Here is a 20867-nt window from a genome sequence, read left to right on the forward strand (position 1 = left end):
ACGGGCTCAGACCAGGCGCCTGATCGACTTCTTCTTCCAGACCAGCCGGTAATAAGCCGTTTGCAGACCCAGCATGGCGATGAAGGTGACCGGGTAGGCCACCCAGATGCCGTTGATGCCGATGCGGTGGCTCATGAGCCAGGCGACGGGCACCTCCACCAGCGCGATGCAGGAGATGGCGATTCCCGTGGGCACCAGCACCGACCCGCTGGCGCGCATGATGCCCGAGAGCACCGAGGCCATGCCGAAAATGACGCTGCTCCACAGCATGATGTGCAGCAGCGTCTGCGCCACCTCAATCACCGGTTCGCTGGTGATGAAAAAGCCCATCAGGTGGCGCGAGAACAAATAGCCCAGCAGCACGAGTGAGCCGGTCAGCACCAGGTTCATCAGCAAACCGGTGCGCACGATGGTGCCCAGCTTGTCGGTGCGGCCCGCGCCGATCGCCTGCGCACCCAGGATCGAAGCGGTGATGGCAATCGAAATCGCCGGGAACTGCACATACGCCACCACCTGGTTGACGGCGCCGTAGGCCGCTGTGGCGTTGGATCCATAGCTGTTGACCAGCGAGAGCAGGGCGACTTCAGCCAGCGCAATGACAATCATCTGCACGCCGGTGGGCACGCCGATCTTGAGCACGGTCTTGAGGATGCTGCCGTTGATGCGCATGTGGCGTACAAATTCCGCATCAGGTGCCAAGGGACTGTGGATGCGCCGCAGCCTGAAGGCCAGCCAGGCCGTGGCCGTCACCATCGACAGCACCGAAGCCACTGCACCGCTGGCCACCCCCAGCTGCGGCAGGCCGAACCATCCGCGGATCAGCGCCGGTGTAACGGCGAGGCCCACCAGGGTCGAGATGCCCAGCGTGTAGAGCGGATTGACCGTATCGCCCACGCCGCGCAGCATGGCGGTGGCCAGCAGGTAGACGAAGAGGCCGGGCCCTGCAATCATCATGATGCGGGCATAGAGCGTGGCGTCCGGCAGGATGTCGGCCGGTGTGCCCAGTGCCCTGAGCAAGGGCCCGGTAAAGATACCGCCGAACAGCGCGACGAGCAAACCAAAAATCAGGCCGACGCTGAGGGTGGTGCCCGCAATCGCCTTGACCTTGCCGGTGTCGCGCGCTCCCCAGGCCTGGCCAATCAGCACGGAGGCGCCAGCGCCCAGGCCGATGGTGAAGGCAATGAAGAAAAACAGGATGGGGAAGAAACTGGACACCGCCGCCAGTGCGCCGACGCCGATCATCTGGCCGACATACACGTTGTTCAGCGTGCCCGACAGCGACTGCAGGATGTTGCTGAGCAGCATGGGGCCGAGGAAGGCGGCAAAGGTCTTCCACATCGGCACCCCGTCGCTCAATGCGGGGCGGCCGTGCGAAGCGGGTTTCGCCGCCGCGGGCTGTGTTGCCAGCGGCGGGACCGGATCTGCTACGGAAATCGGTGGCGCCGCGATTTCGCCCGCCGTGCGCACGTCGCCCTCACGCACTTCGGTTTCAAGCCGGTGATCAAGGGCGGAAAGATCCGGCGGCTTCATGCGGCGCTCCAACTGGCTGCGGCCAGTGCCGCCAGGTAGGTTCGCACGTCCTCAGGCCAGGGCTCGACCAGGGTAGCAAAACGCAGTCGGTCGCCGGCAAACAGGGCGCGGGTGGCTTCTTCGAAGCCGGGCAGGTCGCCTGCGATTTCCGCCATGAAGCGGTAAGCGGCTTCGCGGGAGACCCGTACCGCGTCGCGTGCCTCGTTGGCCTTGCTCGCCTCTTCCACCAGCTTGCGCAGCGCAACCGAAGCACCGCCGGATTGGCGGCTCAGCCATTCCCAGTGCCGCGGCAGCAAGGTGACTTCACGCGCAACCACCCCCAGCCGGGGGCGCCCCACAGGACGCGTTACCGGTGCTTCGTGTTCGGCGGCGGGAGGGTCGAGCGGCGTGTCGTCGGGCGCGTCCACGGCGTCGGGCCGCAGGTCAAGGTCCAGGCGTTCCCCGTTGGCATCGTTGAATATGCGAAGCAGGATGTCGGCTGGCTGGGGCGTAGCGCGCAACTGCACGAGCAGCTCGCGGCGCGGGCCTGAGGCAATGCGCTGGAAACCGGCGAAGGCCGTCAGGCTGCGGGACGTGGCGATCATGGTAGAGGTCATAAAGTCATTTACGGTTAATTTTGTCCGGGTCAAATGAGGAGTTTATATCATCCGGGTATAAATGATCAAGTTTTGGCTGAAAAATGCGTAAATGCCTGTAAATCGGGTTCTATAGCTAATTAATGATCTAACTAGTCTATTTAATATTCTTTTGAGTTTGGGGAAAGCTCGGCTAAATTCGCGTCCTGTTCAAAAAAGAGCCTCACACGTTTTCACAAGAACCGTGAGGGGCGACAAGGTTTAGCGAATTTTCATGATCGAGCTCAAAGGTATTTTTCAAACCTACAAGGGCCCCAGCGGCCCGGTCGAAGCACTGCGGGGCGTCGACCTTCACATCAACCAGGGCGAGGTCTACGGCATCATCGGCCGCAGCGGTGCGGGCAAAAGCTCGCTGGTGCGCGTGGTCAACCTGCTGAACCGGCCGACGGCCGGCCAGGTCTTGGTGGGCGGCCGGGAACTGACTTCGCTGAACGGCGAAGCACTGCGTGTAGCCCGGCGCGACATCGGCATCATCTTTCAGCACTTCAACTTGCTGTCGTCGCGCACCGTGTACGGCAACGTGGCCTTACCGCTGGAGATTGCGGGTTTGTCGGCAGCGGACATCAAGGCGCGTGTTGAGCCCTTGCTGGACCTGGTCGGCCTGAGCGCCCTGGCAGACCGCTACCCGGCACAGATCAGCGGCGGGCAAAAGCAGCGTGTGGGCATTGCGCGCGCGCTGGCCAACCGGCCCAAGGTGTTGCTGTCGGATGAAGCTACTTCGGCGCTGGACCCGGAAACCACGCGCTCCATCCTCGGCCTGCTGCGCCAGATCAACAAGGAATTCGGCCTCACCATCGTGTTGATCACGCACCAGATGCAGGTGATCAAGCAGGTGGCCGACCGCGTGGCGGTGATCGACGCCGGCCGCATTGTCGAAAGCGGCCCGGTGATCGATGTTTTCACGCGCCCCCAACACGAAACCACGCGCAGCCTGATCGCCGAGATCGTGCCGCAGGATTTGCCCGACAGCGTGCTGGCGCGCATACGCACATTGATGAGCGCCGAGCACCCCGAAGAAGGGCAGCTGCTCCGGCTGGCCTTTGCGGGCGACGAATCGGATCGTCCGCTGTTGTCGGACGTGATTCGCCGCTTCGGCATAGATCTCTCCATCGTGCACGGGCAGGTCGATGAGATTCAGGGCAAGCCCTTCGGCTCGCTGGCAGTGTTTGCGCGCGGCGCACGCGAGCAGCTCAACGCGGCGGTGGCGCATTTGCGCGGCGCCGGTGTGCATGTAGACCAGGTCGGCGCGGATTTACCAGGAGGCCTGGCTCATGTTCAGTAACTTCTCACAAGCCCTGCTCGAGCTCTTTGTCAGCTCGTTGTGGGAGACCATCGTCATGGTCGGCATCTCGGGTGCGGTCGGCGCGCTTATCGGTATTCCGCTCGGGGTGTTTTTGCGCCTGACGGACGAGGGCGGCGTGCTGCAGAACGCTGGTGTGAACCGCGTCGTCGGCGGCCTTGTCAATGCGGTGCGTTCCACGCCCTTCATCATTTTGCTGGTGGCCATCATTCCGCTGACGCGTTTCATCACCGGTTCTTCCATCGGCACGGCAGCGGCCGTGGTGCCGCTCACCATCGCGGCCGCGCCGTTCATTGCGCGGCTGGTGGAAACCTCGCTGCGCGAAGTCGACCACGGGCTGATCGAAGCCGCGCTGGCCATGGGCGCGACCACACGGCAGATCGTCTTCAAGGTGCTACTGCCCGAGGCGCTGCCCGGCATCGTCGCGGGCCTGACCATCACCTTCGTGAGCCTCACGGGTTATTCGGCCATGGCCGGCGCCATTGGCGGCGGCGGGCTGGGCGACCTGGGCATACGTTACGGCTACCAGCGCTTTTTGCCCGAGGTGATGCTGGCCGTGGTGCTCGTGCTCATCCTGTTTGTACAGGCGGTGCAAAGCCTGGGCGATTGGGCTGTGCGCAGGTTGAGCCACAGATGACCCCTTCCATCCACGACAGCCATGCGCGGCGATGTTGATTGCTACGGTTTTGATAGCTGCTAACGCACGACCCCATTGGGCTGGAGCCCGATTTACTTCTTAAAAATGGCCCTGAAATTGACCTTCAGGGCAAAAAAACAAATTCATTCATCTTCAAAAAAAGGAAACACCATGAAAAAACGCATCTTCATCCAGTCCGCCGTCGCACTCGCGCTGGCCGCCTCGTTCACCGGCGCCGTGCTGGCGCAAGACAAGCCGCTGAAGATCGGCGTCACCGCCGGTCCGCACGCGCAGATTTTTGAGCAGGTCAAAAAGATCGCTGAAAAAGACGGCCTGAAGATCCAGATCGTCGAGTTCAGCGACTACATCCAGCCCAACGCCGCGCTGGCCGCCGGCGACCTGGATGGCAACAGCTACCAGCACAAGCCTTTCCTCGACCAGCAGGTCAAGGACCGCGGCTACAAGATCGTCAACGTCGGCTACACCGTCAACTTCCCGATCGGCCTCTATTCAAAAAAGGTCAAAAGCCTGACCGAGTTGAAGGAGGGTGCCCGTTTCGGTATCCCCAATGACCCGACCAATGGCGGCCGTGTGCTGCTGGTGCTGCAGGACAAGGGCCTGATCAAGCTCAAGCCCGACGCAGGCCTGAAAGCCACGCCGCTCGACGTGATCGAGAACCCGAAGAAACTGAAGTTTGTGGAGCTCGATGCCGCACAGCTGCCGCGCTCGCTGGACGACCTGGACGCCTCGGCCGTCAACACCAACTACGCGCTCTCCGCCGGGCTGAACCCGAAGGACGCGATTGCCCAGGAAGCCGCCAAGTCACCGTATGTGAATCTGCTGGCCGTGCGTGAGCAGGACAAAGACAAGCCGTGGGTAGCCAAGCTGGTCAAGGCCTACCACTCGGAAGAAATCCGCAAGTACGTGCAGGCCGAGTTCAAGGGCGCTGTGCTGCCCGGGTTCTGAGCGTAGCCAGGCGGAGCGCAAGGCATGAGCCGGTTGCTGACCCTTCCCAATGCCGGCGCCTTGTCGATTCGCGCCAAGGCGCTGGTGTTCGAAGACCCCGGCTCGCTGGCCTTGCTGGAGCGCGTCGACCAGGTCGCGCCGACCGAAGCCACGGTCCTGATCATTGGTGAAACCGGTACCGGCAAGGAATTGCTGGCGCGCCGGATCCACCAGGGCAGCGGACGCAGCGGGCCTTTTGTGGCGGTCAATTGCGGTGCTTTCAGCGAATCGCTGATCGATGCCGAACTGTTTGGCCATGAAACCGGCGCTTTCACCGGCGCTGCGCACGCCCGCGCCGGCTGGTTTGAGGCGGCCGACGGCGGCACGCTGTTCCTTGACGAAATTGGTGACCTGTCGCTGAGCCTGCAAGTCAAGCTGTTGCGCGTGCTGCAGGAGCGCCAGGTGGTGCGCATCGGTTCGCGCAAGCCGATTGCGCTGGACGTGCGCCTGATTGCCGCAACCAACGTCGACCTGCGCGACGCGGTGAACGCCAGCCACTTTCGCGCCGACCTTTACTACCGCCTGAGTGTTGCCACGCTGGAGCTGCGCCCGCTGTTTGAGCGGCCCGGCGACATCCTGCCGTTGGCGCGACATTTCCTGGCGAGCTACGCCGCGCGCCTGGGCATCAGGGATGCCAGCATTTCGCCCGAGGCGGAGCAGGCCCTGCTGGCCCATGACTGGCCCGGCAATATCCGCGAGCTGGAAAACGTCATCCACTACGCGCTCATCGTCGCGCCGGCCGCAACGCTGCATGTCGCGGACCTGCAGGGCATCCACCGCTCTGCGCGCCTGGCGTCCCGCGCGGCTCCGGCCGCATTGCCGGCACCCGCTTCCGTAGCAGAGGTTTCAACAGAAGCGACGCAGGGTGCTGCACCCGACAGTTTGCGCGTGGTGCTGCTGCAACGCATGAACCAGGCCGAACCTGAACTGTTTGAAACTGTCGAGGCCACGCTGGTGAGGACGGCCTTCGACTTCTGCCATGGCAACCAGGTGCAGACGGCCAACTTGCTGGGCCTTTCGCGCAACGTGCTGCGAACCTTGCTCAAGCGCCATGGTTTGCTCGACCGACCTGCGCAGGCTGATGACGTGGCAGAAGATCAAACCGCTTCGTTGTCACAGTAACTGCAGGTGGGTGCTGTATTCACAGCAGCCGTTGAACACTTTCCCTCACCCACTCCTGCCCGGCTGCTTCGATTGCAGCAAGAGATTGAAAAAAAGCCGTACGGTGCCCGGTTTTCACTGGCACAAGTCATGCGTAGAAGCTTGTCAGCAGCGTCATTTCTGCCGCCCGTTTTATCAACGATACAAGGAGCTTCTTCATGACAACATTGCCCGTGGATATTCACCCGGTCGCCGGCCGCATTGGCGCCGAGGTGCGCGGCCTGCGCCTGTCTGCCGACCTGCCAGGCGCCACCATCACCGCGCTGAACCAGGCGCTGCTCAAGCACAAGGTGCTGTTCTTTCGCGGCCAGCAGCATCTGGACGACGCATCACAGGAGGCGTTTGCCAAGCGCCTGGGCGAGCCGGTGCCGCACCCCACGGTGCCGGTGCGCCAGGGCACGGGTTTCATCCTTGAGCTGGACTCGGAACACGGCGGGCGTGCCAACTCCTGGCACACCGACGTGACCTTCGCCGTGGCCCCGCCCAAGATATCGGTGCTGCGCGGCGTGGTGATCCCGCCCGCCGGCGGCGACACGGTGTGGGCCAACACGGCGCTGGCTTACCAGGGCCTGCCGCCCGCGCTGCGCGAGCTGGCCGAAAAGCTCTGGGTGATTCATGGCAACGATTACGACTACGCCGCCTCACGCAGCGAAGACGAAGTGTCGAGCGAAGGCCTGCGGCATTACCGCGAGGTTTTCACCCGCACATTGCATGAAGCCGAGCACCCGGTGGTGCGCGTGCACCCCGAAACGCGCGAGCGCACGCTGGTGCTCGGCCACTTCGCCAAAAAGCTGGTGGGTTATTCCAGCACCGATTCGCAGCACCTGCTGTCGGTGCTGCAAAGCCATGTGACCCGCCTTGAAAACACCGTGCGCTGGCGCTGGATCCAGGGCGATGTGGTGATCTGGGACAACCGCGCCACCCAGCACTACGCCATCAACGACTACGGCGACCAGAAGCGCATCGTGCGCCGCGTCACGCTGGCCGGCGACGTACCGATCAGCGTGGACGGCCGCCGCTCACGCGTGCATGGTGGCCAGGCGCAGCCACCGAAGGCCGCCCAACCGGTGGTGCCTGCCGAGGCCGTGGCTGCCTGATGGATTGATCTTTCGTGTGGCATGGCCGTGCTGCCAGTGCGGCCGGCCATTTTTGCCGGCTTCGCGCCGGCTTTTTTGTGCTTTCGAGCGAAAAAATGGCCGTCTTGATGCATTTTGAGCAATCAAAACGGCCGTTAGGCCAATGAAAATGCGCGCCACCAGCTATCAAATAGATAGCATATGGTGGCGATGGGTTGAGGCTCAGGCTCTCTGCAGCAGGTGGTAGCTGTGGTCGTCCGAAGCTGTCGACTTGCGGCCGCCGCCCCAGCCCACGGCTTTGCGGTAGCTGCCGAGCAGGGCGCCGTGGCGCAGGGCTTCTTCGTTCACCTGCACGGACTCATCGGCGCTGGGCGCGACAAACAGCGCGTCTTCCGGGCAGTACAGCTCGCACATGAAGCAGGTCTGGCAGTCACCCTGGCGCGCGATGACCGGCGGGCCGCCGGGCACGGCGTCGAAGACGTTGGTGGGGCAGGCCGTCACGCAGATGTTGCAGCCGGTGCATTGCGAAGCGCTGATGAGCTCGATCATGCGACCACTTCCTGGTTGACCCGGATTTCGTCGAGCCCGTTGCTGATGAGGCGGTGCCGTTGCGTGGGGTCGGGCGCGGCGTGCTCCTGGCGCCGGTGCATGCCCCGCGTTTCGTTGCGGGCGAGGGCGCTGCGGTACATCCAGCGCGAATGGGCCAGCAGCGCGGCGGCTTCGCGTGTGCGAACCGCCTGTTGCCTGTCGGCCGGTGCGGCCTGGCGCAGGCGAATCCACAACGCATCAAGCCGCGACAGTGAGTCTTCGAGCACATCACCAGCGCGGAACCAGTTGCGCTCATATGGAAACACTTCGGCCTGCACGGCCCGGATCAGGACTTCGCTGTCGATGTGTTCGCTGCCCGTGCCCTGCAGGCCCACGCCGCCGGCGCGCAGCACCGCGCGTGCGGCGCTGTGCCCGTTGGAGCGTGCGAAGCCCGCTGCGCCCGCACCGGCCCAGAACCCGGACGACAAGGCCCAGGCCGCGTTGTGGCTGCCGCCGCCGGTAAAGGCGCCGCAGATCAGCTCACGTGTGGCGGCGTCCCCGGCGGCATAAAGGCCTGGCACTGAAGTCGCGCAGTCGCGGCCCGTAATGCGCAGGCCACCGGTGCCGCGCACCGTGCCCTCCAGCCGCAAGGTCACGGGGAAGCGCTGGGTAAAAGGGTCTATGCCTGCGCGGTCGAAGGGCAAAAAGAAGTTGGGTTGGGCGGTGCGCATCCAGGCTTTCACCTGGTCGTCGGCTTTATCCAAACGGCCGAACACACGCTGGGTCTGCAATGTTTTGGCAATCAGGCTGCGGCCGAAAGCCGAGCCTGCGCCTTCAATCACGCTGCCGTCTTCGTAGTAGAAGGTGGCCCATTGGTAGAACAGCGACTTGGTGACCGAGGCAAAGGCCGCACCCAGGCCGTAGGCATTGGAAAACTCCATGCCCGAAAAATCGGCACCCGCCTCGGCGGCCATCAGGTGGCCGTCGCCGGTCAGCACATTGCAGCCCAGTGCGCGGCTTAAGAAAGCGCAGCCGCCGGTGGCAATCACCACGGCGCCGGCCCGCACCACCCAGGGCTCCAGCGTCTGGCGCTGCTGGCCGGTGGCGCCGCACACGGTGCCTTGTTCGTCCACCAGCAGTTCCAGCGCCGGGCTGTGGTCGAGGATGCGCACGCCTGCCTCTTTGGCGCGCTTGCGCATCAGGCGCATGTACTCGGGGCCTTGCAGCGAGGTGCGGCGCTGCTCGCCGTCTTCGCCAATCGGGAAGGGGTAGCCCCATTCGGCCAGTTGCTGCATGTTGGCGTAGGTCTGCTCAAGCACGCGGTCCATCCACGCGTGTTCGGCCAGTTGCCCGCCCTTGTCGTAGCGGCTGGCTTTGGCGTCTTCGCGCTGCGTGCCTTGCGGCTCCACGTACCAGACGCCTGTGCCCGAAGGCGCCGTGGCGCCCGAGGTGCCGCAGTAGCCCTTGTCGGCCAGCACCACCTTGGCGCCCTGTGCTGCGGCGCTGATGGCGGCCCAGGTCCCGGCAGGGCCGCCGCCTATGACCAGCACGTCGGCATCGTGCTGCCGGGCGCCGGCCGCGTTCGCGAGGGCGGTGAAGTTGAGGTCGCGGCTTCCCATCACGCCACCTTTTGGGCCTTGACGGCGAACTGGTTGACGGGCCGGTCCAGGCCGAGGTTTTCGCGCAGCGTGCTGCCTTCGTATTCGGTGCGGAAAATACCGCGGCGCTGCAGCTCTGGGATCACCAGGTCCACAAAATCGTTGAGCGACTCGGGCAGCACCGGCGGCATCACGTTGAAGCCGTCGGCGGCGCCGTTTTCAAACCACTCCTGGATCTTGTCCGCGATGGTCTCTGGTGTGCCCACCACCACCCAGTGGCCGCGTGCACCCGCCAGGTATTCATAGAGTTGGCGCACGGTGAGCTTGTCGCGCCGCGCCAGCTCCAGCACCACGTGAGCGCGGCTGTTCTGGCCCTTGGGCGGTTCGGGAATGTAGGGCGGCGGGGCGTCCAGGTCCCACTTCGTGAGGTCTTCGCCGGGCCAGAATTGAGCAATGGTGTTCAACCCCACTGAAGGGTGAATGAGCTTTTGCAGCTCGGCCCACTTGGCTTCAGCTTCGGCCTGCGTGCAGCCGATCACGGGCGAGATGCCAGGCAGGATCAGCAACTGCTCAGGCCGACGGCCGTACTTGGCCAGGCGGCCTTTCACGTCGCGGTAGAAGGCCTGCGCTTCCGCCAGGCTGGTCCAGGCCGTGAAGATGGCTTCGGCGGTGGCCGCCGCGAGTTCGCGCCCAGGTTCGGAAGAACCGGCCTGCACGATGACGGGGTAGCCTTGCGGCGGCCGCTCGAGGTTCAGCGGACCCTGCACCTTGAAGTATTTGCCGTGGTGGTTGATCTCGTGCAGCTTTGCCGGGTCAAAGTAGCTGCCTGTTTCGGGGTTGCGGATGAAGGCGTCGTCTTCGAAGCTGTCCCACAGGCCCTTCACCACGTCGATGAACTCATGGGCCTGCTCATAACGCACCTCGGGGTCGGGGTGTTTGTCGAGCCCGAAATTGCCGTAGACGTTGTCGGCGCCCGTGGTCACCACGTTCCAGGCCGCGCGGCCCTTGCTGATGTGGTCCAGCGAGGCGAACTTGCGCGCCAGCAGGAAGGGGTCTTCATAAGTGGTGGAAGCCGTGGCCACGAAGCCGATGTGTTTTGTCACAGCCGATAAGGCCGCCCACAGCGTGACCGGTTCGAAGTAGGACACGCGGCCCTGCCGGCTAAAGGCTTCGTCGGTACCGTGGAATGCGACGCCCGGGCTGTCGGCCACAAACACCTGGTCGAACAGGCCGCGCTCGGCGGTTTTGGCCACCTCAATGTAGTGGTCGATATTGACGCCCGAATCGACCTGGGAGCCGGGATGCCGCCAGGACGCGATGTGGTGGCCCGTGGCCATGATGAATGCGCCCAGGCGAAGTTTGCGTTGAGTCATGAGGGATGTCTTTCTGTGGGTAAAGGAGTCAGCTGTGGGTGGAAGCAGGCTTCCACGCCGTGAAGTGACGCTCCAGCGCCTGCAGCGCGAAGTTCAGCGTGACCCCGATGGCGGTGATGGCGATGATCCCGAAGTACATGTCGGCAATCAGGAAACTGAACTGGGCGTAGATGATCAGGTAGCCCAGCCCGGCCTTGGCACCCACCATCTCGGCGGCGATCAGCACCAGCATGGCCGAAGCCGCAGCCAGGCGTATGCCCACGAAGATGGTCGGCACGGAAGCCGGCAGGATGACCTTCAGGAACAGCTGGCGCGGTGTCACGCCCATGGTGCGGGCCGATTTCACGAGCAGCGGATCCACCTGCCGCACGGCCGAGATGGTGTTGAGCAACAGGGGCCAGGCGCACGAATACACCACGATGGAGACCTTGGACACCTCGCCAATGCCCAGCAGCAGCAGGAAGACCGGCAGCAATGCCAGCGGCGCGGTATTGCGCAACAGCTCAATCAGCGGATTGAGCGTGTTGCCCAGGCGCCGGTACCAGCCGATGGCCAGCCCCAGCGGAATCGCGAACACGATGGCCAGCAGCAAGCCGCCGAGCGAACGGGCCAGGCTGATGGAGGTGTGCTCCCACAGCTGGCCGTTCAGTGCCAATGCCCAGCCGGCGGCAAGCACCTCGCTGAGCGGCGGCAGGAAGGTCGGGTCGGTGAGGCCCAGGCGCGGCGCCAATTCCCACAGCAGGGCCAGCGCCACGATCAGGCCGGAGCGCCAGGTGGCGTTGGCAACTTGTGCCTGCAGGCGTTTCCAGAGCGGCGGCGTGTGAAGGGTAAGCGGTGCGGCGCCCGCGTTCAGGGCAATATCAGACATGGGCGATTTCCTTGAGGATGGGTTGTGAGGAAATACGGGCGCGGCGCTCGCGGCGGGCGGATGCCACCTCGTCATGCAGCTGCGACCAGATTTCGTGGCGCAATTCGCCAAACAGCGGCAGCGAGCGCACGTCGTCGGTGCCGCTGCGCAAGGATTCGGGGATGTCCACGATCTGTTTGATGCGGCCCGGCCGGGTGGTCATGATGGCCACGCGCTGGCCCAGCACCACGGCTTCGTCGATGCCATGTGTGATGAACACAATCGTCTTGCCGGTGCGTTGCCAGATTTCGACCAGCTCTTCCTGCAGCGTTTCGCGTGTCTGCGCATCGAGCGCGGCAAAGGGCTCGTCCATCAGCAGCACCTGCGGCTCGTAAGCCAGGCTGCGCGCAATGGCCACGCGCTGCTTCATGCCGCCGGAAAGTTCATGCGGAAAGCGGTTGGAAAAATCGGTCAGGCCCACCAGCTCCAGGTAGTGCGCGGCCTTCTCGCGCCGGGCGCGCTTGCCCACGCCCGCCACCTCCAGGCCAAAGGCCACGTTGTCGAGCGCGCTGAGCCAGGGGAAGAGGGCGTATTGCTGGAACACCACGCCGCGGTCGCGTGCCGGGCCGGTAATGGGTTGGCCGTCAATCAGCACGCGGCCACTGGTGGGCAGCGCCAAACCGGCCAGCAGGTCAAGCAGGGTGGACTTGCCGCAGCCGCTGGGCCCGACCAGCACCAGGAATTCGCCCGGACGCACGTCCAGCGTCACGTCGTGCACGGCCACAAATCGTTTGGCCGCACCACCGTCGTCCGCGCGAACGGTGAACTCCTTGCTGACGTTTTCAAAGCGGATTTTTGCGGCGCTCATTTGGCGGCCGCCAGCTTGTCGCCGCTGTTGGAGGTATTGGAATAAGGGTTGAAGGCGTTGGTGTACAGGTCTGTGGGCTTGACCTGGCCGGGTTTGAGCAAGCCGTCCTTGACCAGCCAGTCGATCCAGATCTGCAGCTCCTTGTCCTTGATCACGCCGCCTGTGCCCGCCACGCCGGTGCTTTTCCAGTACTGGATGGTGTCTGCGCTTTCGGCGCGCTTGCGGCCGTCAATGATTTTCACGAAGCGTGCCCGAACCTCGGCCGGCGGTGTGTTGCGCGCCCATTCGATCGAACGCGCCAAGGCCGACACCAGGTGGCGGCTGGTGTTGGGGTTCTGCTCGATGAACTTGTTGTGCAGAACGATGGAGCCCGCCGTGAAGTTGCCATACAGGTCCCGGTCTGTGAAGAGCGGGCGTATGCCGCCGCGCTCCCGCGCCTTGTCGCGCAGCACACCGCCCAGGGTGGTGACTTCCACATGGCCCTGGCGCAGCGCCTGCTCTCCAGTCACCGGGGGCGTGACCACCAGGGTGACCTGCTTGGCGTCTGCGTCGCTGACTTTGGCGCGTTCCAGGTATTCGCGGACCATGAACTCGTGGTGTGCGCCCAGCGTGTTCACCGCAACTTTTTTGCCGATCAGGTCGCGTGCGGATTTGATCGGGCTGTCTTCCTTGACGTAGTAGCCGCTCCAGGTGTTCTCGTCCACCCCGTAGTAGCCCAGCACCGCCTTGATCGGCGCTTTCTTGGCCAGCAACTTCACGACCGCGCCGTTGAAGGCGCCACCCAGGTCGACATCGCCGGTGACCACGCTCTGGATGTCTTGCGGGCCGCTGATGGTGTTGCCCACCCATTTGGCTTTGAGCGGCGCAAGGTAGCCCAGGTCTTCGGCCAACTCGATCCAGGTGACCTGGCCGGCCCAGCCCTGGTAGCGGATTTCGGTTCGTTCAGGTGGGGGTGCGGCATGGCCTTGAGTGGACAGGAGGCCAAACGACAAAGCTGTGAGACCGAGGAAGCGAGTGATATTCATGGCGTGAGGAGTGAGTGGTTGACAGGCTCAACATCGCAGCATCCGTGCCAGTGATTTCGGGCTGATTCAGGGGTGATTTCGGGGTTTTCAGGGCGTCCGGGTTGCTTTGTTGCTGCATCCCGGGCAGTCGGCTGTTGGGGTGCTGTCTGGTTTTGCGCAGAGGCGGCCTGGCGTGTTGACGGGAAGCGGGCAGCGCTGCGGAACCTTGGGGTATTTCTGTCCTGAAGTCCTACAGCGCGCGGCGGTGAATTGATTTAAAACCGGGAATGCCTTTTGCGAATTCGCGCATTCGCTGATCAAACCCTTTCATCCTCACCTTCCTGGAGAACCCCATGGCCCAATACAACATCGCCGTCGTCGTCGGCAGCATCCGCAAGGATTCGTTCAACAAAAAACTCGCCAGTGCGCTTGAAAAGCTGTTTCCCGCGGACTTCAGCTTTACCCATGTGCGCATTGACGACCTGCCGCCCTACAACCAGGACGACGACGGGAATCCGTCGGCAGAGGTGAAGCGGCTCAAGGGCGAGATCAAGGCGGCGCAGGGCCTGCTGTTTGTCACGCCCGAATACAACCGCTCGATTCCCGGTGTGCTGAAAAATGCCATTGACCATGCCTCACGCCCTTACGGCCAGAGCGCATGGGACGGCAAGCCTGCCGGCGTGATCGGGGCATCGGTTGGCGCGATTGGTACTGCGCTTGCCCAGCAGCATCTGCGCAATATCCTGGCTTACCTGAATGTGCCTACGCTGGGGCAGCCTGAGGCTTTTGTCCACAACAAGGAAGGTTTGTACGACGCTGATGGCAGCATCAGTGAAGGCAGCCGCAAGTTTTTGCAGGGGTGGGTGGATGCTTATGTGGGGTGGGTTAAGAAGCACGCCTGAGCGTCATGCTTTTTGCTGAGGGCGGCTGGCCGGGGTTGCCCGGCGGCAAGTAACTTTCTTTTGCTTCGCCAAAAGAAAGTCACCAAAGAAAAGGCGACCCTGCTGTCTGCGTCCCTTCGCTGCGCTGCGGGCAACCTGCGGTGCTCGGTCCAGCCGGGGTCTCGCTCGAACTCGCCTTCGGCTCAGACAATCGCGATCCCTGATCCGTCTGGACCTCCGCTCCTCGGCGCATACAGAAGGGGTGGGGGCAAGGAATACCTGAAACCCGAATACCTAAAACCGCAATCCGAATACCGGACGCAAGCTCTCGTTTAAAACGGGGCGTCGCCTTCGATGGTGGTGCGGTAGAGCTTGCGGCGCAGGTGGTCGGGGGTGCCTGCTGCCAGGTGGGTGACTGAGCGGTTGTCCCAGAACACCATGTCGTGTGGTTGCCACTGGTGGCGGTAGATGAGTTCGGGGCGTGAGGTGTGTTCGAACAGTTCGCCCAGCAGCGCTTTGCTTTCGTCCTCGGGTATGCCCAGGATGCGGGTGGTGAAATGCTCGCTGACAAAAAGCGCCTTGCGGCCGTTTTCGGGGTGGGTGCGCACCACCGGGTGAACCACCGGCTTGACCTCTTCAACCTGCTCTTGTGTGAGCTTGGGCCGCCATGGGTTGCGGCTGCGCAGCTCTTCGTATTTGGCGAGGTAGGTGTGTTCGGCACGCAGGCCTTCAACGGCTGTTTTTAGCGCGGCGGGCAGGGTGTCCCAGGCGGTGTGCTGGTTGGCGAAGAGGGTGTCGCCGCCTTCGGAGGGCAGCTCCTGGGCATGCAGCAATGAGCCCAGGCTGGGCTTGTCTTTGTATGACAGGTCAGAGTGCCAGAAATGGCCGGCGTCGCCCAGGCCGATGGGTTCGCCGTTTTCCTTGATGTTGGAGACGATCAGGATTTCAGGGTGGTTTTGCAACTGGAAGTTTTTCAACACATGGATTTGCAGCGGCCCAAAGCGGCGGCTGAAATCAACATGTTGCTGCGGCGTGATGCGCTGGTCGCGAAAGACCAGAACGTGGTGGTCCAGGTGTGCGCGGTGGATGCGGCTGAAGTCAGCTGTGGTGAGCGGCGTGGACAAATCCATGCCCAGCACCTCGGCGCCCAGCGGGGCGTCAAAAGGCCGGATCTCGATGGAGGATTGGGTATGCGTTGCTGCCGATGCATCGGCACGGTCGTTCGGAGTCAAAGTCGCTGTCATCTTCATCTTTCTCATCTGCGTCCTGGGGCGCCGGTCAGCCTATAAATGTAGGAGTGCCGCCGTGCAAAGCGAACTACCTATTCGTCGTTTGTTAATTACTTTTAAGTCTGTTCGGCTTCGCCACACGAGGGCGCCAACCATCTTATCTATCGGATCCACTCACCCGCAACGCTTTCACCACCAGCGAAAAGGCCGGTGAAGGCTGGCGTCTGCTGGGATAGTACAGGTGGTAGCCGGAAAATTTTGGGCACCAGTCCTGCAGAACGCGCACCAGCCGCCCGGCTTCAATGTGCGCCGTCAGTTCGTCTTCCGGCAGCAATGCGATGCCCAACCCCGCCAGTGCCGCGTCGACCTGCGGCGTTGTCGTGTTAAAGATCAGCGGGCCATCCACACGGACATTGACCTGGCGGCCGCGGCGCTCAAAGTCCCAGACGTACAACCCGCCGGAAGTAGGCATGCGCTGGTTGATGCAGTGATGTGCGGTGAGGTCGTGCGGTGTTTTGGGGATGGAATGGACCGCAAAATAACCGGGTGAAGCCGCTACTGCCATGCGCAGCGGCGGGCCGATGGGCAAGGCGATCATGTCTTTGTCGATCGTGTTTCCCAAGCGTACGCCGGCATCAAAACGGTCGGCCACGATGTCGCGAAAACCATAGTTCACGTCGAACTCCAGCTTGATGTCCGGATACTCGCGAAGCAGTGGCGCGAGCTTGGGCAGCAGGGTGCTTTGCAGCACGTGGTCGCCACACGTGATGCGCACGGTGCCTGCAGGTTTGTCGCGCAGGTCGGTCAATGCGTCGAGTTCAGACTCAATTTCGTCAAAGCGGTGGCCGATCGCCTTCATCAGCCGCTCGCCCGCGGACGTTGTGGCGACGCTGCGTGTGGTGCGTGTGAGCAGCCGGATCTTCAAGCCTTCTTCCAGCCCCCGGATGGCCTGGCTCAGCGCTGACGGGGTCACACCCAGCGTGGCGGCGGCCCGGGTGAAGCTGCCCTGGCGCGCCACGGTGACGAAGGCCAAGAGGTCGTTGAGATTGCGTCGAGGCATTGCGGGTCTCTGTTTCGTGGGCTACTGATTAGCTATGCTAACAAATTCATTAAGAATTCATTACCTAGTCAATGTTAAAGGTACTTGGCAAACTTCAGGAACTGCGAACGGAACACGGACCACGTCGAACAAGGGCAACCGTCACGCGTAGTGCCTTCTGACCCAACCAAAGAGGAACATCGACCATGAAAACACCATCAGAGAACGACGGCCGCGCAGCGGTCGAACTGTCCAGCGACGCCTCCGGCCGCCGTGAGTTTTTGAGAATGACTGGAACAGGCGTGGCTGCGGCCGGCATGCTTTCGACCGTTGGAGGAGCTGCCTTTGCGGCGGATACGCCGGCCATACCAGGCAGGCCCGGTGGTGCCGATAACTTTTACAAGAGCGACAAGGTGACCGTGCAGAAGGTGACTTTCAGGAATCAGTACCGGATGAACGTCGCGGCGAATCTTTTCATTCCCAAAACGCTTGACCGGAAAAAACGCAACCCGGCCATCGTTGTGGGCCACCCCATGGGTGCGGTGAAGGAGCAAAGCGCGAACCTGTACGCCACCAAGATGGCGGAGCAGGGCTTTGTGGCCATGTCCCTGGATCTCGCTTTCTGGGGCGGCAGCGACGGCCAGCCGCGCAATGCCGTTGCGCCGGACCTGTACGCCGAGAACTTCAGCGCTGCAGTGGATTACCTCGGTAGCCAGGCGTTTGTCGACAGGCAGCAGATCGGCGCCATCGGGATTTGCGGCAGTGGCAGTTTTGTCATCAGTGCGGCGAAGATTGACCCGCGCATGAAAGCCATCGCCACAGTGAGCATGTACGACATGGGCGCGGCCAACCGCGACGCCCTCAATCATTCGCAGACGCTCGAGCAGCGCAAGCAGATCATTGCCGCCGCCGCCGAGCAGCGCGATGTGGAATTCAAAGGCGGTGCGATCCAGTACACCAGTGGCACCGTGCATCAACTGACGGCGGACACGCACCCCATCCAGCGCGAGTTTTACGACTTCTACCGCACACCGCGAGGCGAATACACGCCCACGGGCGGATCGCCGCGAACCACCACGCACCCGACCCTGGCCAGCAACGTCAAGTTCATGAACTTTTACCCGTTCAATGACATCGAGACGATCTCGCCTCGCCCCATGTTGTTCATCACGGGCGACCAGGCGCACTCGAAAGAATTCAGCGAAGACGCCTACAAGCGGGCCGCTGAACCGAAGGAGTTGTTTATTGTTCCGGGCGCCGGCCACGTGGATCTGTATGACCGGGTGACGATGATTCCGTGGGGCAAGCTGACTGCGTTCTTCGGCAAGCACCTGGTGCAGACCGGCGCCTGATGGCGGTTCGGGCGATCATCAATGTGGTGAGCGGCGTCTGCGTCGAACGCGAGACCGCCTTTCACTTCGCCGCGCGCAGACGGAGGTTTTGCGCCTCGCTGATGCTTCCACTGCTTTGCGCGAGTAGTCTCGCTGCTGCGGGCGGCGACACTCGGGCAGTTTCCCAACAACCATCTGACCCGACACCCCGCAGGAAGGACCCCGTGATGAAAATTCAGATGAGCGTGGATGGCATCGTCATTGCGACGGCAACACTTGACAGCAATGACAGCGCCAGAGATTTTGCGGCACTGCTTCCGCTGAACCTGGTCCTGAAAGACTACGCGGCCACGGAAAAAGTCGCTGATTTGCCGCGTGCGCTGTCAACGAAGGGTGCGCCGGTGGGGCACAAGCCCTCCACCGGCGATCTCGGTTATTACGCTCCGTGGGGCAATCTGGCGATTTATCACAAGGACTTCGCTTTTTCAGACGGCCTGGTTCGGCTCGGGCGGCTTGATTCAGGGCTGGACGCCATGCGGCGCCCCGGCCCCGTGGCGGTGAGGGTTGAACACGCTCCTCCATGACGCTGCACGGCGCAACGTGTCGGGCCGTGTGCATCAGGCCGATGATGTTGGCGAAAACGAAAAAGCCCGCAGTTGCGGGCTTTTTTCCGTACGGCGTTCCGGCATGGGTGCCGGACGCCTGTGGCTCAGGCAGCCAGTGCGGCTTTTTCCTGGTTGGCGGACTTTTGCGTGTGGGTCACGATTTCAATCTGCGCGGCTTCCAGTGCTGCGGCCTTGGCGGCTTCGCCCATGGCCAGGCCTTCGGCGCGCACAAAACGCACGTCGGTGATGCCGAAGAAGCCGAACACCACTTTCAGGTAGCTCTCCTGGTGTTCCAGGGCTGTCATCGCGTCGCTGGTTGAATACACACCGCCGCGGGCGGACGCCACGATCACCGTCTTGCCGCCGGCCAGGCCCACAGGGCCTTTGTCGGTGTACTTGAAGGTGCGGCCGACTTGCGCAACGCGGTCGATCCAGGCCTTGAGCTGGGTGGGAATCGCGAAGTTGTAGAGCGGTGCACCCACAACGATCACGTCGGCGGCCAGGAATTGCGTCACCAGCGCTTCAGACACGGCGTTTTCGCGCTTTTGCACGTCGCTCAGGGCGGTGCCGGCAGGCATGCGGAAGCCGAGTGATTCGGCGGAGAGGTGGGAAGGTGTGTCGGCTGCCAGATCGAGGTAGCTGACTTCGGTGCCGGGGTTGGCGGCGCGCCATGAGGCCACGATCTGGGCCGTGAGCTGGCGGGAAACCGAGTTGCCGCCAAGGATGCTGGAGTCGATGTGAAGAAGCTTGGTCATGGTGAATTCCTTGAATTGAAGTGATTGATCGGGTGGGATAAACCGGTTTTCAGGCCGTGTTCACCTTGAACCGCAGCCATGGGATAGATTGTGCGGATGAGTCGAGTGTTTGATAAGTTGGCAATAATGCGACTTATCGTTCTACTGATGAGACAATAAACACCGCAAAATCACAAAATGCCTTCGATCTGGCGCCATCGCACCTGGCGCAAGGCGAGTAAAGGCGACGAAAGGACTTTTCCCATGCAAGACCTCAATGACATGCTGTACTTCGCCGAAGTGGTGGAGCGGGGCGGCTTTGCCGCCGCCGGCCGGGCGCTGGGTTTGCCCAAGTCGCGCCTGTCGCGCCGCGTGGCCGAGCTGGAGGCGCGGCTGGGCGCGCGGCTGCTGCAGCGCACCACCCGCAAGCTTTCACTGACCGAGGTCGGCGAGATTTACCTGCGCCACTGCGGCGCCATGCGCGACGAGGCGCTGGCCGCATCGGAAGCCGTGGCGCAAATGCAGGTCGAGCCGCGCGGCACCCTGCGCATCACCTGCCCGGTGACGCTGGCACAAAGCACGGTGGGCTACCTGGTGCCGCGCTATATGGCGCTTCACCCGCATGTGAAAGTCGACATGCGCGTCACCAACCGGGTGATTGACCTGGTGGAAGAGGGCATCGACATTGCCCTGCGCGTGCGCCCCACGCTGGAAGACAGCGGCAGCCTGATCGTGAAAAACCTGGGCGCGGGCTCCGGGCGCCTGCTGGCCAGCCCGGATTTGCTGAGGCGCCAGGGCACGCCTGAAAAACCGGAAGACCTGCACAAGCTCGACACCGTCGCCATGTCCTGGGTGGACGGCCGGGCGTCGTGGACGCTGATGGGCCCCGACGGAAAGGAGTTTGTGCTGCAGCACCAGCCGCGTTATGTGGCCGACGACCTGCAAACCCTGAAGCTGGCCGTGCTGGCCGGCACCGGCATGAGTTTTTTGCCCGAATCCCTGAGCGCGGTAGAGCAGCAGGCGCAGTTGCTGGTGCCTGTGCTGCCAGGCTGGGCGCTTCGCCCCGGCGTGGCGCATGCGGTGTTCACTTCACGGCGCGGGCAGATTCCGGCGGTCCGGAGCTTTCTGGACTTCCTGGGGGAGCGGATGCGGGGTGAAGAGCTGGTTTGATGGCCTGGCCTGGCGGATTAGCCGGCCGCGAGTGCAAGTAATGTGCTATTAATTTAATAGCTGTTTGCGCTTGTCCTTATTGGGCTGAAGGCAGTTTTGATAGTCAGAAAAGCTGTCAAAACGGCAAAAAACAGGCGATTTGGGACCTGCGGGTGCATGTTGAGGCCGGAAATAGCGCCCCGAAAGCTTGTTTTTTCACGAAAAAAATGGCTGCAAGCCAACAGGGATAAGCGCCAGCAGCTACAAAAATAATAGCGCCCGGGCCCGCCGGGATTCACGGCCGACGGCAACCGGGCGGAAGCCGTCGGGCGATTTC

The 20867-nt window shown here is 62.8% G+C and carries 20 protein-coding genes; 9 read left to right on the forward strand and 11 right to left on the reverse strand.

Annotated features, from left to right (window positions below):
* Positions 1–6 precede the first annotated feature (6 nt).
* On the reverse strand, positions 7–1338 hold the full coding sequence (locus AC1D13_RS05220) for an MATE family efflux transporter (RefSeq protein WP_477689148.1): 1332 nt from the start codon (positions 1336–1338) through the stop codon (positions 7–9).
* A gap of 188 nt (positions 1339–1526) precedes the next feature.
* On the reverse strand, positions 1527–2126 hold the full coding sequence (locus AC1D13_RS05225; protein WP_477689089.1) for a DUF2239 family protein: 600 nt from the start codon (positions 2124–2126) through the stop codon (positions 1527–1529).
* A gap of 253 nt (positions 2127–2379) precedes the next feature.
* Between AC1D13_RS05225 and AC1D13_RS05230 the strand changes: the two genes are divergently transcribed.
* The 5 genes from AC1D13_RS05230 (at position 2380) to AC1D13_RS05250 (ending at position 7365) form a co-directional block, all read left to right on the forward strand.
* Entirely contained in the window at positions 2380–3447 is a 1068-nt protein-coding gene (locus AC1D13_RS05230) for a methionine ABC transporter ATP-binding protein (RefSeq protein WP_477689090.1), read from the forward strand.
* Positions 3437–4102, forward strand: coding sequence for a methionine ABC transporter permease (locus AC1D13_RS05235; RefSeq protein ID WP_457278549.1), 666 nt, complete (start codon positions 3437–3439; stop codon positions 4100–4102). The genes AC1D13_RS05230 and AC1D13_RS05235 overlap by 11 nt, the downstream gene beginning before the upstream one ends.
* Positions 4103–4273: 171 nt before the next feature.
* Positions 4274–5068 carry a MetQ/NlpA family ABC transporter substrate-binding protein gene (locus AC1D13_RS05240; protein ID WP_477689091.1) on the forward strand — a complete coding sequence of 265 codons (795 nt, stop codon included), beginning with the start codon at positions 4274–4276 and terminating at the stop codon, positions 5066–5068.
* Between the two features lie 24 nt (positions 5069–5092).
* Positions 5093–6229: a sigma-54 interaction domain-containing protein gene (locus AC1D13_RS05245; protein ID WP_477689092.1), complete on the forward strand. Its 1137-nt coding sequence runs from the start codon at positions 5093–5095 to the stop codon at positions 6227–6229.
* Positions 6230–6426: 197 nt separating this feature from the next.
* Positions 6427–7365, forward strand: a complete 939-nt coding sequence (locus AC1D13_RS05250; protein WP_457278546.1) for a TauD/TfdA dioxygenase family protein — start codon at positions 6427–6429, stop codon at positions 7363–7365.
* Between the two features lie 201 nt (positions 7366–7566).
* Here the strand turns inward: AC1D13_RS05250 and AC1D13_RS05255 are convergent, their stop codons facing one another.
* Genes AC1D13_RS05255 through AC1D13_RS05280 form a run of 6 tightly spaced genes read right to left on the reverse strand, consistent with a single transcriptional unit; the run spans position 7567 to position 13583 of the window.
* Positions 7567–7893 carry a 4Fe-4S binding protein gene (locus AC1D13_RS05255; protein WP_477670794.1) on the reverse strand — a complete coding sequence of 109 codons (327 nt, stop codon included), beginning with the start codon at positions 7891–7893 and terminating at the stop codon, positions 7567–7569.
* Positions 7890–9491 carry an FAD-binding protein gene (locus tag AC1D13_RS05260; protein ID WP_477689093.1) on the reverse strand — a complete coding sequence of 534 codons (1602 nt, stop codon included), beginning with the start codon at positions 9489–9491 and terminating at the stop codon, positions 7890–7892. Before AC1D13_RS05260 ends, AC1D13_RS05255 begins: the two co-directional genes overlap by 4 nt.
* On the reverse strand, positions 9491–10843 hold the full coding sequence (locus AC1D13_RS05265) for an LLM class flavin-dependent oxidoreductase (RefSeq protein ID WP_477689094.1): 1353 nt from the start codon (positions 10841–10843) through the stop codon (positions 9491–9493). The genes AC1D13_RS05260 and AC1D13_RS05265 overlap by 1 nt, the downstream gene beginning before the upstream one ends.
* A 28-nt stretch (positions 10844–10871) precedes the next feature.
* Positions 10872–11711 carry an ABC transporter permease gene (locus AC1D13_RS05270; protein WP_477689095.1) on the reverse strand — a complete coding sequence of 280 codons (840 nt, stop codon included), beginning with the start codon at positions 11709–11711 and terminating at the stop codon, positions 10872–10874.
* On the reverse strand, positions 11704–12558 hold the full coding sequence (locus tag AC1D13_RS05275) for an ABC transporter ATP-binding protein (protein WP_477667306.1): 855 nt from the start codon (positions 12556–12558) through the stop codon (positions 11704–11706). The genes AC1D13_RS05270 and AC1D13_RS05275 overlap by 8 nt, the downstream gene beginning before the upstream one ends.
* Positions 12555–13583 (reverse strand): ABC transporter substrate-binding protein, encoded by a 1029-nt coding sequence (locus AC1D13_RS05280; RefSeq protein WP_477689096.1) that lies wholly within the window; start codon positions 13581–13583, stop codon positions 12555–12557. Before AC1D13_RS05280 ends, AC1D13_RS05275 begins: the two co-directional genes overlap by 4 nt.
* A gap of 332 nt (positions 13584–13915) precedes the next feature.
* Here AC1D13_RS05280 and AC1D13_RS05285 point away from each other — a divergent pair, with 332 nt between their 5' ends.
* Positions 13916–14464: an NADPH-dependent FMN reductase gene (locus AC1D13_RS05285; protein WP_477686437.1), complete on the forward strand. Its 549-nt coding sequence runs from the start codon at positions 13916–13918 to the stop codon at positions 14462–14464.
* A 311-nt stretch (positions 14465–14775) separates the two neighbouring features.
* On the opposite strand, the gene AC1D13_RS05290 is transcribed toward AC1D13_RS05285, so the two are convergent.
* Entirely contained in the window at positions 14776–15687 is a 912-nt protein-coding gene (locus tag AC1D13_RS05290) for a TauD/TfdA dioxygenase family protein (RefSeq protein WP_477689097.1), read from the reverse strand.
* Between the two features lie 142 nt (positions 15688–15829).
* The gene (locus AC1D13_RS05295) at positions 15830–16732 is read right to left on the reverse strand and encodes a LysR family transcriptional regulator (protein ID WP_477689098.1); all 903 of its coding nucleotides are present in this window, start codon (positions 16730–16732) and stop codon (positions 15830–15832) included.
* 185 nt (positions 16733–16917) lie between these two features.
* Between AC1D13_RS05295 and AC1D13_RS05300 the strand changes: the two genes are divergently transcribed.
* Both AC1D13_RS05300 and AC1D13_RS05305 read left to right on the forward strand, forming a co-directional pair.
* Complete coding sequence (locus AC1D13_RS05300) at positions 16918–18063, forward strand: alpha/beta hydrolase (RefSeq protein WP_477670784.1); 1146 nt, start codon at positions 16918–16920, stop codon at positions 18061–18063.
* A 206-nt stretch (positions 18064–18269) separates the two neighbouring features.
* Positions 18270–18626, forward strand: coding sequence for a cyclophilin-like fold protein (locus AC1D13_RS05305; protein WP_477689099.1), 357 nt, complete (start codon positions 18270–18272; stop codon positions 18624–18626).
* Between the two features lie 125 nt (positions 18627–18751).
* On the opposite strand, the gene AC1D13_RS05310 is transcribed toward AC1D13_RS05305, so the two are convergent.
* Complete coding sequence (locus tag AC1D13_RS05310) at positions 18752–19402, reverse strand: FMN-dependent NADH-azoreductase (RefSeq protein ID WP_477689100.1); 651 nt, start codon at positions 19400–19402, stop codon at positions 18752–18754.
* Between the two features lie 243 nt (positions 19403–19645).
* Here AC1D13_RS05310 and AC1D13_RS05315 point away from each other — a divergent pair, with 243 nt between their 5' ends.
* The gene (locus AC1D13_RS05315; protein WP_477689101.1) at positions 19646–20551 is read left to right on the forward strand and encodes a LysR substrate-binding domain-containing protein; all 906 of its coding nucleotides are present in this window, start codon (positions 19646–19648) and stop codon (positions 20549–20551) included.
* Positions 20552–20867 lie beyond the last annotated feature (316 nt).

It is taken from the genome of Polaromonas sp. P1_E12, assembly GCF_056405975.1.

Coding starts and splice junctions, on each gene's coding strand:
- AC1D13_RS05220 (WP_477689148.1), bottom strand. CDS start 1,338: ATGTGGAAGACCTTTGCCGCCTTCCTCGGCCCCATGCTGCTCAGCAAC.
- AC1D13_RS05225 (WP_477689089.1), bottom strand. CDS start 2,126: ATGACCTCTACCATGATCGCCACGTCCCGCAGCCTGACGGCCTTCGCC.
- AC1D13_RS05230 (WP_477689090.1), top strand. CDS start 2,380: ATGATCGAGCTCAAAGGTATTTTTCAAACCTACAAGGGCCCCAGCGGC.
- AC1D13_RS05235 (WP_457278549.1), top strand. CDS start 3,437: ATGTTCAGTAACTTCTCACAAGCCCTGCTCGAGCTCTTTGTCAGCTCG.
- AC1D13_RS05240 (WP_477689091.1), top strand. CDS start 4,274: ATGAAAAAACGCATCTTCATCCAGTCCGCCGTCGCACTCGCGCTGGCC.
- AC1D13_RS05245 (WP_477689092.1), top strand. CDS start 5,093: ATGAGCCGGTTGCTGACCCTTCCCAATGCCGGCGCCTTGTCGATTCGC.
- AC1D13_RS05250 (WP_457278546.1), top strand. CDS start 6,427: ATGACAACATTGCCCGTGGATATTCACCCGGTCGCCGGCCGCATTGGC.
- AC1D13_RS05255 (WP_477670794.1), bottom strand. CDS start 7,893: ATGATCGAGCTCATCAGCGCTTCGCAATGCACCGGCTGCAACATCTGC.
- AC1D13_RS05260 (WP_477689093.1), bottom strand. CDS start 9,491: ATGGGAAGCCGCGACCTCAACTTCACCGCCCTCGCGAACGCGGCCGGC.
- AC1D13_RS05265 (WP_477689094.1), bottom strand. CDS start 10,843: ATGACTCAACGCAAACTTCGCCTGGGCGCATTCATCATGGCCACGGGC.
- AC1D13_RS05270 (WP_477689095.1), bottom strand. CDS start 11,711: ATGTCTGATATTGCCCTGAACGCGGGCGCCGCACCGCTTACCCTTCAC.
- AC1D13_RS05275 (WP_477667306.1), bottom strand. CDS start 12,558: ATGAGCGCCGCAAAAATCCGCTTTGAAAACGTCAGCAAGGAGTTCACC.
- AC1D13_RS05280 (WP_477689096.1), bottom strand. CDS start 13,583: ATGAATATCACTCGCTTCCTCGGTCTCACAGCTTTGTCGTTTGGCCTC.
- AC1D13_RS05285 (WP_477686437.1), top strand. CDS start 13,916: ATGGCCCAATACAACATCGCCGTCGTCGTCGGCAGCATCCGCAAGGAT.
- AC1D13_RS05290 (WP_477689097.1), bottom strand. CDS start 15,687: ATGACAGCGACTTTGACTCCGAACGACCGTGCCGATGCATCGGCAGCA.
- AC1D13_RS05295 (WP_477689098.1), bottom strand. CDS start 16,732: ATGCCTCGACGCAATCTCAACGACCTCTTGGCCTTCGTCACCGTGGCG.
- AC1D13_RS05300 (WP_477670784.1), top strand. CDS start 16,918: ATGAAAACACCATCAGAGAACGACGGCCGCGCAGCGGTCGAACTGTCC.
- AC1D13_RS05305 (WP_477689099.1), top strand. CDS start 18,270: ATGAAAATTCAGATGAGCGTGGATGGCATCGTCATTGCGACGGCAACA.
- AC1D13_RS05310 (WP_477689100.1), bottom strand. CDS start 19,402: ATGACCAAGCTTCTTCACATCGACTCCAGCATCCTTGGCGGCAACTCG.
- AC1D13_RS05315 (WP_477689101.1), top strand. CDS start 19,646: ATGCAAGACCTCAATGACATGCTGTACTTCGCCGAAGTGGTGGAGCGG.